Source organism: Rheinheimera sp. (genome assembly GCF_020217005.1).
Taxonomy (GTDB): Bacteria; Pseudomonadota; Gammaproteobacteria; order Enterobacterales; family Alteromonadaceae; genus Pararheinheimera.
In genome coordinates this window covers 1-10,000 of the sequence record NZ_JAIWOI010000013.1, presented here as the reverse complement: position 1 = coordinate 10,000, position 10,000 = coordinate 1, and the positions used below count along the sequence as shown (strand labels likewise).

Annotated in this window: 11 protein-coding genes; 2 read left to right on the top strand and 9 right to left on the bottom strand. The window is 46.4% G+C overall.

The window, feature by feature from the left end; all coding sequences use genetic code 11:
* The 9 genes from LDL40_RS00680 to LDL40_RS00640 form a co-directional block, all read right to left on the bottom strand.
* Positions 1-520 (bottom strand): DMT family transporter (locus LDL40_RS00680; protein ID WP_300992672.1); only part of this gene is annotated, 520 nt, incomplete at its 3' end.
* A gap of 477 nt (positions 521-997) precedes the next feature.
* The gene (locus tag LDL40_RS00675) at positions 998-1,489 is read right to left on the bottom strand and encodes a glutathione peroxidase (RefSeq protein ID WP_300992670.1); all 492 of its coding nucleotides are present in this window, start codon (positions 1,487-1,489) and stop codon (positions 998-1,000) included.
* A 141-nt stretch (positions 1,490-1,630) separates the two neighbouring features.
* Positions 1,631-2,044: a biopolymer transporter ExbD gene (locus tag LDL40_RS00670; protein ID WP_300992668.1), complete on the bottom strand. Its 414-nt coding sequence runs from the start codon at positions 2,042-2,044 to the stop codon at positions 1,631-1,633.
* Entirely contained in the window at positions 2,045-2,773 is a 729-nt protein-coding gene (locus LDL40_RS00665) for a MotA/TolQ/ExbB proton channel family protein (protein WP_300992666.1), read from the bottom strand.
* A 10-nt stretch (positions 2,774-2,783) separates the two neighbouring features.
* Positions 2,784-3,458, bottom strand: a complete 675-nt coding sequence (locus tag LDL40_RS00660; RefSeq protein ID WP_300992663.1) for an energy transducer TonB — start codon at positions 3,456-3,458, stop codon at positions 2,784-2,786.
* Entirely contained in the window at positions 3,455-4,135 is a 681-nt protein-coding gene (locus tag LDL40_RS00655) for a Fe2+-dependent dioxygenase (protein ID WP_300992660.1), read from the bottom strand. Before LDL40_RS00655 ends, LDL40_RS00660 begins: the two co-directional genes overlap by 4 nt.
* 53 nt (positions 4,136-4,188) lie before the next feature.
* The gene (locus tag LDL40_RS00650; RefSeq protein ID WP_300992658.1) at positions 4,189-6,540 is read right to left on the bottom strand and encodes a catecholate siderophore receptor Fiu; all 2,352 of its coding nucleotides are present in this window, start codon (positions 6,538-6,540) and stop codon (positions 4,189-4,191) included.
* Between the two features lie 163 nt (positions 6,541-6,703).
* Positions 6,704-7,303 (bottom strand): hypothetical protein, encoded by a 600-nt coding sequence (locus LDL40_RS00645; protein ID WP_300992656.1) that lies wholly within the window; start codon positions 7,301-7,303, stop codon positions 6,704-6,706.
* A 56-nt stretch (positions 7,304-7,359) separates the two neighbouring features.
* Positions 7,360-8,265: a GGDEF domain-containing protein gene (locus LDL40_RS00640; protein WP_300992654.1), complete on the bottom strand. Its 906-nt coding sequence runs from the start codon at positions 8,263-8,265 to the stop codon at positions 7,360-7,362.
* 395 nt (positions 8,266-8,660) lie between these two features.
* On the opposite strand from LDL40_RS00640, the gene cobB reads away from it, so the two are divergent.
* Both cobB and LDL40_RS00630 read left to right on the top strand, forming a co-directional pair.
* Positions 8,661-9,365 (top strand): Sir2 family NAD+-dependent deacetylase, encoded by a 705-nt coding sequence (gene cobB, locus LDL40_RS00635; protein WP_300992652.1) that lies wholly within the window; start codon positions 8,661-8,663, stop codon positions 9,363-9,365.
* Positions 9,366-9,555: 190 nt separating this feature from the next.
* On the top strand, positions 9,556-10,000 hold a 445-nt coding region (locus LDL40_RS00630; protein WP_300992650.1), incomplete at its 3' end, for an alkaline phosphatase PhoX.

Below are 10,000 nucleotides of genomic sequence, written 5' to 3'. Positions count from 1 at the left end.
TCAGCCAAAACACCATATTGCCGCTATTGTCGGTACGGGATAATACACGCACAGTAATAGCCGAGATTGCATAACAAAGAGCCGAAACCAAAGCCGCAAGAGCGCCTAAACTCAGTAACTGCTCACCTTCGGGTTTTAGCATAAAAATCACGGCCAACATGCCAACCCCAATGGCGATCCATTGCCGCAGTTGCACATGCTCCCCTAACAACCAGACCGACATCGCCGTAATTAGCAGCGGGGCTGCAAAAAAAATAGCGTAGGCGTCAGCCAGCGATAAGCTTTGAATAGCGTAAACAAAAGCCGATAACATCACTATGCCAAGCACGGCCCGCAACAAGTGCAAAGACCAGCGTGAATTCAGCAAGTGTTGCACTCTGTTGGTACTCACTAACCAACCTACAATCAAAGGCCAGGCGAACATGGCCCGCAGACTGGCAATTTGCATAGGGCCATAATGCTGTGTCAGCTGTTTCATGCAGGCGTCCATAGCGCAGAACATGCCAACAGCCAACAGCATACATAAAATCCCTTTGGTAGGGTGGTCGGAATGGTGAACAGCCGGAGTTTTCATATGACCTAAAAATAAAATACCAAACAGCGCGCTAGTGTTCAAAAAACTCAGGCGTTAAGCAAGGGGGAAAACAGCAATTATTAGTCTGTGCATGGAAACAGGCTGATTCCCTGAAGTTATCAGCGCTGCAATTGAACAAGGTACAAAGCACTCAGCCAATTCGATTGCTTTATTGTTCTATATCAAGGCTAGAGATTCCGGATAGGCGCACACTTTGTCTCGTTCTCGCTGTACGATGAACGGGTTGTCAAAGAGACAGGTCTTGATACAACCGATCCCAGCCTTGTGTACTTTGCGCCTGATTACACCTCTGTCTTCAGGCGATTTTTTACATGTGTTCTTGCTGTAAAAACCAGACGGACTTTCACACAAGATGGGCGACCATAAAGGTCGCCCCTACGATATCCATTTGATCAAAAAGACTTATTTTGCCGCTAAAGCCTGCTGGATTTCGGTCTCTAAATCTTCTGGTTTAGTCAGTGGAGCTGCGCGTAAAATCGCTTTACCATCACGGCCGATCAGAAACTTAGTGAAGTTCCATTTAATGGATTCTGAGCCCAATAAACCTGGTTTTTGTTGTTTCAGGTTTTTAAATAAAGGCGAAGCGTCTGGGCCATTCACGTCAATCTTGGCGAACATAGGGAAAGACACCCCATAATTCAGTTCACAAAACTCGTTGATTTCGCTTTCGTTGCCCTGCTCCTGCTTACCAAACTGGTTACAGGGAAAACCTAAAATCTCAAGGCCCTGAGCTTTATACTTCTGGTACAGTTCTTCTAAACCTTTGTACTGAGGTGTAAAACCGCATTTGCTGGCGGTGTTGACTATCAGCAGCACTTTGCCCTGATAGTCTTTTAATTCAACCTGTTGGCCTTTAATGTTGGTCACTGCTAAATCAAAAATTGGGTTTGACATACGATGTTCCTCTGTTGCGCTCTGCGGTTCGGGATCCAGTAACGACTGAAAGTGCAAACATAATGCCTAACAATTAAATTGTGTGCAATTTAATTTAACTGATAAAGCTGATGCAAAAAAACGAACAGCGACGCAGATCTTTCAGTGCGCTGGTTCGCTGATAAACCCTAGTTTTAACAACCCAGACTGCTGTACCGCGGCCATAGTTTTCAGCACATGCTCATAAGGCGCAGTTTTGTCACCGCGGATATGCACTTCAGGCTGTGGCTGTTTTTGTGCTTGTTCGGCAAGTTTCAGCTCAAGCGTAGCTGCATCAACAGGTGCGTCATCCCAAAACACAGTACCATCTGCCTTGACTGTTAAGGTGATAGTTTGAGGTTTGATTTCCTGCTTTTCATTGCTGACACGAGGTAAATCCACTTTCACGCTGTGGGTGAGCACTGGCACTGTGATAATAAAAATAATCAGTAGCACCAGCATCACATCAACCAGCGGTGTCATATTGATTTCGCTCATCACTTCATTGTCTGGATCAAAACCGCCACCAAAAGCCATTTATTTTGCCTCCTTTAATGGCACTATCACTTTACTGCTTTTTGGCGCTGCGCCCGTCAGGAAATAGGCATGCAACTGATGAGCAAAACGGTGCATTTTATTCAGCACGTCTTTGTTGCCACGTTGCAAAGCGTTGTAGCCCAGTACAGCCGGAATAGCCACGGCCAGACCAAAAGCTGTCATGATCAGCGCCTCGCCAACAGGGCCTGCAACTTTATCTATGCTGGCCTGACCGGACACTCCAATGCCGACCAGCGCATGATAAATACCCCAGACAGTGCCAAATAAACCGACAAAAGGCGCGGTAGATCCAACGGATGCCAGAATAGCCAGGCCCTTTTGCATCTGTTCAGCACTTTCATCTATGGCACCACGCAAGCAGGAGGTCAGCCATTCGGTTAAAGGTAAATTACCGTGCAAGTCTTGCTGGTGACTTTGATGGTGATCCAAAGCGGCCTGACCTTCATCCGCCATATAACGAAAAGGGTTCATAGGCCCGGTGGCTGAGTCGGCCGAACTTAAAATACGTAAACCTTCAGTAAAACTATGCGCATGCCAGAAATCATTACTGGCTCTGCTGATGCGTTTTAAGCGCCATAGACTGACTGCCCGGATCACAATGACAGACCAACTGGCAACAGACATCAGCAGTAGCATCACAGCAACTGCTTTGATAACCAAGTCACCCTGAGCCCAGAGTGCAGCAATACCATAAGGATTTTCTTGCATGATTTACTCACTAATGAATTGAATTTAAATTAAATACCACTGGCTGAACAAACCAAAAATCTACAGGCTGCCCCAACTTTAACGCTGGTTGATAAGTCCAGCCCCGTACAGCGTTTATGGCTGATTGATCCAATCGGGCAAATCCCGAACTTTGTTTTAGTTTTAACTGCCCTACCTTGCCGTTTTTCAGCACCAACACCTGCAGATATACAGTGCCTTGCTCTTTCAACCGTCGCGATAAGGTTGGATACAGAGGCGCTTTGTTTAAGGCTTTATTGGCTGAAGCTACAGGTGGCGTTGCTGCTGCTTCAGGCTCTGCAGCTTTGGCTGCGGTTTTGGTTTTTGCCGCATCAGCAACAGGTTCTGGCGCGCTGACAGCTTTAGCGGACGCTTCCGCCAGCGGAGCAGGTGTTACCTTTGCTGGCTTTGGCTTAGTCACTGCTTTTTTGGCTTCAGCTTTTTTCTGTGGCTGTGGTGTGGGCTTTGGCTTTTTTAGAGGCTCTGGCTGTACTGGCTTAGGTTTAGGTTTTTCTGGCTGAGGTGCTACAGGAGCCGGAATGATAACTCCTTCAATGGCTTTTTCGACCGCTTTGGCTTGAGGTTCACTGGTCTGGCTGACCACAGCAGCAATCAAACTCAAATGCACCATCAGTACCAGCAAAAACAACGAAGCAGATCGTTTCACAGCTCAGCCCATAAACGTACTAAGTTATGGTAATGCCCGGTCAGCGCCAGCACTTCTTTAGTATCCCCATGCTGTGAGCGCAGCTGTTGTATGGTCTGATCCAGTTCAAACAGCATAGAACGCTGCTGATCGTTACGCACCATACTTTGAGTCCAGAAAAAGCTGCACACCCGCTCACCACTGGTCACGGGCAATACCTGATGCAAACTGCTGGATGGGTATAAAATTAAATCGCCAGCTGGTAGTTTTATTTCATGTAAACCAAAAGTGTCCATGATCTGCAACTCACCGCCCTGATAATCATCAGGTTCAGATAAAAACAAGGTCGAGGATAAGTCTGTTCTTAAGCTTAAACCTGAACCTGGTAAACCGCGCACAGCGCCATCAACATGCAATCCATAATGTTCGCCGCCCTGATAACTGTTAAATAATGGCGGCACAGTACGCAGCGGAATAGCGGCGGCCATAAAAAGCGGATGCTGATACAGCGCCTGCAAAATCACTGTACCCAGTTGTTTAGCCAAAGGCGATTCAACGGCAAGCTGCTTATTTTGTTTGACCAAAGCCCCTTGTGGCCCCACGGTCGCCCGACCGTCAGTCCAATCCGCAGCGTCCAGTAATTGCCTGAACTCTGCCACCTGAGCCTTAGTTAAAACGTCCGGAATATGAATTAGCATAAAAAATCCTGTATCAAAGGCCTCATCGCTGAGGCCTTGTACCAGTCAGAACCTTAGAATTGAACATTCACACCTAAACGGAACGAACGGGGTGTACCCAGGTAATACCGTGATCCACCGTTGTTCAGAGCCGACATATACTCTTCATCCAGCAGGTTATAGACGTTCAGCTGAACATCAACATAAGGAGTCACTGGGTATGAAGCCATGGCATCCACCACCCAATATTCAGGCACTTCTACCACTGAGGTTTTGGCGATATTTAACGCCGTATTACTGGAACGGGATACGGTATCGACATAACGCACGCCGCCCCCCAACGTCAGCCCCATTGGCAACTCATAGCTATTCCACAAGGTAAAGGTGACTTCAGGAGTCCATTGGATCACACCACCATCCGTCAGGTTGGTGCCTGAACGATTTCCTCTGGTGATTTCTGAGTCCATGTATGCCGCACCAGCGCTGACTTGCCAGGCTGAAGTAATAGCACCAACCAGACCTAACTCGACACCACGCACTTCACGCTCCCCTACCTGCACTGCAGTGCCGTCCGGGTCTGTGGCTATCTCATTTTTGTTGGTACTTTTAAACACAGCAGCGGTCAGCGCTAGTTTGTCATTAAGCAAATCCCACTTGGTGCCTAACTCCAGGTTAGTGCCTTTTTGCGGGTCAAGGTTTGGGTTATTAATATTGTTTGCAGTTTCACTTAAGGTGAAGTTAGCACCTCCCGGTGGTAACTGGCTGGTGGCATAAGATAAATACACACTGCCATTAGCGGCTGGTTTATATAAAGCACCCAGTTTATAACTAACCAGATTGTCAGAAGCTTCTACTGCGGACCCGAGCTTAGTTCCCACAGGAATATTTTGCGGTGTTGCAGCGCCCTGAATAGTCACAATGTCAGTTTCAGTTTTGTAGTGTTCAAAACGGCCACTGGCATTGAGCTGCCATTGCTCATTTAAATGAATAGTGTCAAGTAAGTAGACACCCGAAGTTAAAGTGCTGCCATCTGTACTGGCACCTGTGTGTAAAGGGTTTACAAAAATATCTTCTGTGCTCGGGTTATATAAATTTGCTGCAACCTGGGTCGTACCGGTAGGTAAGGCCAGGGTTTTGTTGCGCTGACTTTCGTATATAAACTCAATACCTGAGCTGATGTCGTGGGTCAGGCCTGCCACTTCAACAGAAGTATTTAACTGGGTTTGGTTGGTTAAGATCTGGTTTTGTTGATCTTTGCCCTGACGGCTGCGGGAAATAGTCCAGTTGGCCGGGTCAGCGATTGCTACTGCTGCGGCACCAGTACCTGTTGTGGTGGTAATGGCATTGACACCTGTCAGTAAATAATCCTGACTGGATTGACCAAAACGTGAGGTGTTGCGGATAGTGGTTTTATCATTGAGGTCATGCTCAATTTTGGCCGTCACCATAGTGGCTTTTACATCGTCAAAGTCATTTTTGGAGCCATAGAAATTGCCGGTATCCACTGGAGCCAACGTTTTTCCGGCATTCGGGCCACCATTTGGGAAAGTGCTGCTTGGGTCGGCATCAAAGGCGGCATTGTAGTAGCCCTCTAAGCCAACTGTTGGAATACCACCATCCGGCAGGTTTTTTTGCTCAACGTGAAAGAAATTTAAGTAGGTTCTGGTAGCAGTCCCAAGACCTAAAGCTAAAGAGCTGGCAATACCTGTTTTATCATCTTCCACCTCATCACGGTCCACTACTCCTGAATCTTGCTTTAACAGGTTCACCCGGATAGCTGAGTGATCAGAAAGCTGACGGTTTAAATCAACTGTCGCTCTTTTGTGCGAGCCTGAGCCTAAAGTTAAATTGCCACTGGTGAATTCTTCCTGTGAGGCTTGTTTACTGGATAAGTTGATATAACCAGAAGAGGAACCACGGCCATTATCTGCACCAGCCGGGCCTTTAGCGATTTCAACCTGTTCAGTGTTAAAGGTATCGCGGCTGATGGTGCCTAAATCACGGATACCATCAACAAAGATGCTGCCCTGGGTATCAAAACCACGCATAAAAATGGAATCGCCTGTGGCTGTATTGCCATTTTCGCCCATCAGCATGGTGATGCCCGGAGTATTGCGTAAGGTATCGGATAAAGTGGTAGCGGCCTGTTGCTGGAACAACTCTTTTTTCACCACTACCAGGGTCTGTGGCGTATTGACTAAAGGCTGAGTCAGCTTGGTTGAACTGGCTTTTTCAGCTTTATATTTTGCTTCCAGTGCATCAGCGGTCACAACTACAGCATCCAGTTGAGTGTCATTTTTTGCCGCAGCATCTGCCTGTTGTTCGGCGGCTACAGTTGCAGGCAAGGCCAATGCAAAAGCCGATGCTAACAAAGTGGTATTAAAACGGGCCACCTGCTGATGTTTTTTAGCGGTGATAAAAGCCATCGAATAAAATCCTTCTATGAAAATAGAGTGTTAACAATAAGTTTTTCGGCATCGGCGCTGATCCTGCTGCGCATGCTATCGAGAATCATTCTTGTTTGCAAATAATTTTCATTAAGAAGGAACTTTTTTCTAATCTCCTGTCAGAAAAGCCAGCGTTAGCGGTTTAGCGACGACTGAGTAGCAGTCGAAAACCCAGTGCAGTGCTGAACATCAATAACACTAGCCCAAGCACTCCCAGAATCTGATCCAGCGTTTTTTGGCCAGTCCACTGCAGGTAGTGCGCTTTGTATAAATTGTTAATCAAATGAGTGTCTCTCCCTTGCTGCGACAAAGTTAAACTGTCCCAGTCCAATTGGATAGTTACCCCTGTGTCCGTAACAAAACCTTGTTCTGTTTTCTGCACATGCTGGCCATAACGTTCCGGGTCGCTTTTAATTGCGTCCAGGATTAACAACTGCACTTGAGCGTCTTCAGGCGCGGGACGCAGCGTCAAATCTGTTGGCTGTAGTTGCTGCCAGCCTGTAGTGTGTTTTACCAACAGATGTAAACCCAACACAGTTTGGAGCAGTTTAATCTCCTGCCATTGCGGTCTGGGCAACAGCTGAATACTTTGGCTGACAGGGTACGTTTTTACCGTCAAAAATGAATAAGCGGCCTGATAGCCGGGTTTAAAAAAAAACACTAGTCCAGTGCTGGCCCAGACAAAAAACGGCAGGATCAGACACCAACCAGACAAACGATGAAGACGACGAGGTAAGGACATAAAAAAACAGACTCAATTGGAATAAAAACAGCAGTTTAACAGTAAGCCCCAACAAACTAACCGTAATTTTTTTCGCTTAAATGACTCAGATCTGTTGCAAAACACAACTGATTTCCACCTGCATATTTTGCTCTGTACATAGCCCGGTCGGCTGCCGCCAATAAGCTTGCCTGATCCAGACCATGATCTGGGAACAAAGCTACACCAACACTGGCAGACAATTGCAGTTGGTGCTGTTGCAGTAAAAAGGGTTGTTGCAGTTTAACTAAAAGATGTTGCAGACTATTTAACACCGCAGACTGCTCAGACACAGCATCCATAATAATCACAAACTCATCTCCCCCTAAACGGGCAACAGTGTCTGTCTCACGCATTGAATAAAGCAAACGCTCAGCCACAGTCTGCAAATACAGATCACCGGCAGCATGACCGTGACAGTCGTTCACCTGTTTAAATTTATCCAGATCGACAAAGCACAAAGCCAACATGCTTTGTTCACGTCTGGCTCTGGCCAAAGATTGTTGTAGCCTGTCCTCAAACAAAGCCCGGTTTGGCAGTTGAGTTAAGGGATCATAAAAGGCTATGTGTTGGAGCTGCTGTAACAACTGTTTATGTTTAGTAATATCACGGGCTACTGCAACCCGAACCTTTTGATCTTCCGACCAACGCGCCGACCACTGAATATGGGCTATTTGTCCATCTTTACGGACGTAACGGTTCTCAAAGTCTATTTTGTGATCCCCAGCCATAATTTCGCTGGCTGCCACCAAGGTACGATCTTTATCATCAGGGTGCACCAGTTCGATCATAGGCCGGCCTATCATTTCTTCACTGGTATAACCGAAGATACGTTCGCAGCCTGAACTCAGGTACAAAAAACATCCATTGGCGTCTACCACACAAATAGCTTCAAGTAACTGATCAATATAATCACTTAACGAGGCTAACGACGGGCTTGGCATACAACTCCTGCTTGCTCTTGAATTTACAACACCAGATGTTTTAAAACATCAAGCCAAATGGCCTTTAACGATTTAACTATAGGACAGCATCAGTGCTGATAGGCAAGAAAATAGCAGAGTAAAAATAAACAGACAATCAATATGATAAAATTGAAACAAGTTAGGTGAAAGCTATTGCTTTATACTCCTCAGTATTCAGTTTCAAGGACTATGCTGATAGGCATCGTCGCCTGTTATATCAAAAACTAGTAGCAGTATCTAAGGACAGAGGGGCTTTAAAATCCGTACAGATTTTCCTGCCTATGACTGGCTATTGACCATAGGATCTGAGACATAAGATGATCTGGTATCTCAACACAAGGCTTTGGTAGCAAAAGCAATAAAGGCTCTGATTTATGCGATTTAACAATATTGTAGTGCTGACAGGGGCTGGCGTATCCGCTGAATCCGGTATCAAAACCTTCAGAGATCATAATGGCCTTTGGGAAAATCATCAGATAGAAGATGTGGCCACCCCTGAAGGGTATCAACGTGATCCTTTGTTAGTGCACCAGTTTTATAATCAGCGCCGTGCTCAACTGCTGGACCCGAAATTAAAACCTAACAACGCTCATCTGGCCCTGGCTCGCTTTGAGCATCAGCATAAAGCTAAAGGTGGCCGCTTTTTATTGATCACACAAAATGTAGATAACCTGCACCAAAGAGCAGGCTCAGAGTCTGTGATTGCGATGCATGGCCAGTTACAAAAAGTAAAATGCCCAGTCACGGGAAAAAGCCAAAGTTGGTTAAAAGACTTAACAACAGCAGATCTGTGCCATTGCTGCAAAACAGCACAAGCATTGCGGCCTGATATCGTCTGGTTTGGCGAAATGCCTTATCAGATGGATGACTGCGTGGATGCGCTGATGCAGGCTGATTTATTTATCTCCATAGGTACATCAGGTCAGGTCTACCCTGCCGCTGGTTTTGTGCAAATAGCAGCAGAGTCCGGCGCTCATACAGTGGAGCTGAATATGGAAGCAACCCGAGGGGATTTTGCCGAGGGCTATTATGGCCAGGCCGCTAAAATAGTCCCAGCCTACCTCAAGCAACTGGAATAAAGTCTCCGGAATATATCTACAAAAAAATCGGCACAACTTTGCCCTTGCTGTTCGCTCCTCCTCAGCGGGGTTGTCATAAAAATGTCGAATAGCTGTCTTTATTTTATCAATAAAAAGTAACCATACTGAAACAGGCAACAGCTCTAATGTCGCGGGCAGATTTTTTAATTAAACCGACATCGGAGTCAAAATGCAGAACAAAAATTTCGAGATCGACAACTCAGGTATTGATCCACAAACCAACTTTTCTGATAACCAGGATTTTCAATCCATACTGGCGTCACGCCGCAGTTTCCTGAAAGGTTCTTTGGGTGCCGCTATAGCAACTATTATGGGCACTACCTTAGTGGGTTGCGATAGCGACACTGCAGCACCTGTGACAGGGCCAGTAGGAGTAAAACCAGATCCAGCCCCAGTATTAATGGGCTTTACTGCAATCGCTGCCAACCGTCTGGACACTATTACAGTGCCAGCAGGTTATACGGCACGAGCTTTTTTACCTATGGGAACTCCTCTGTCAGGCAGCTATCCGGCTTATTTGGCTGATGGCAGCAATAGCGGTTCTGATATGGAACAGCAAGTGGGCGCGCACCATGATGGTATGCACTTCTTTCCATTAGATGCCCGCAGCACCA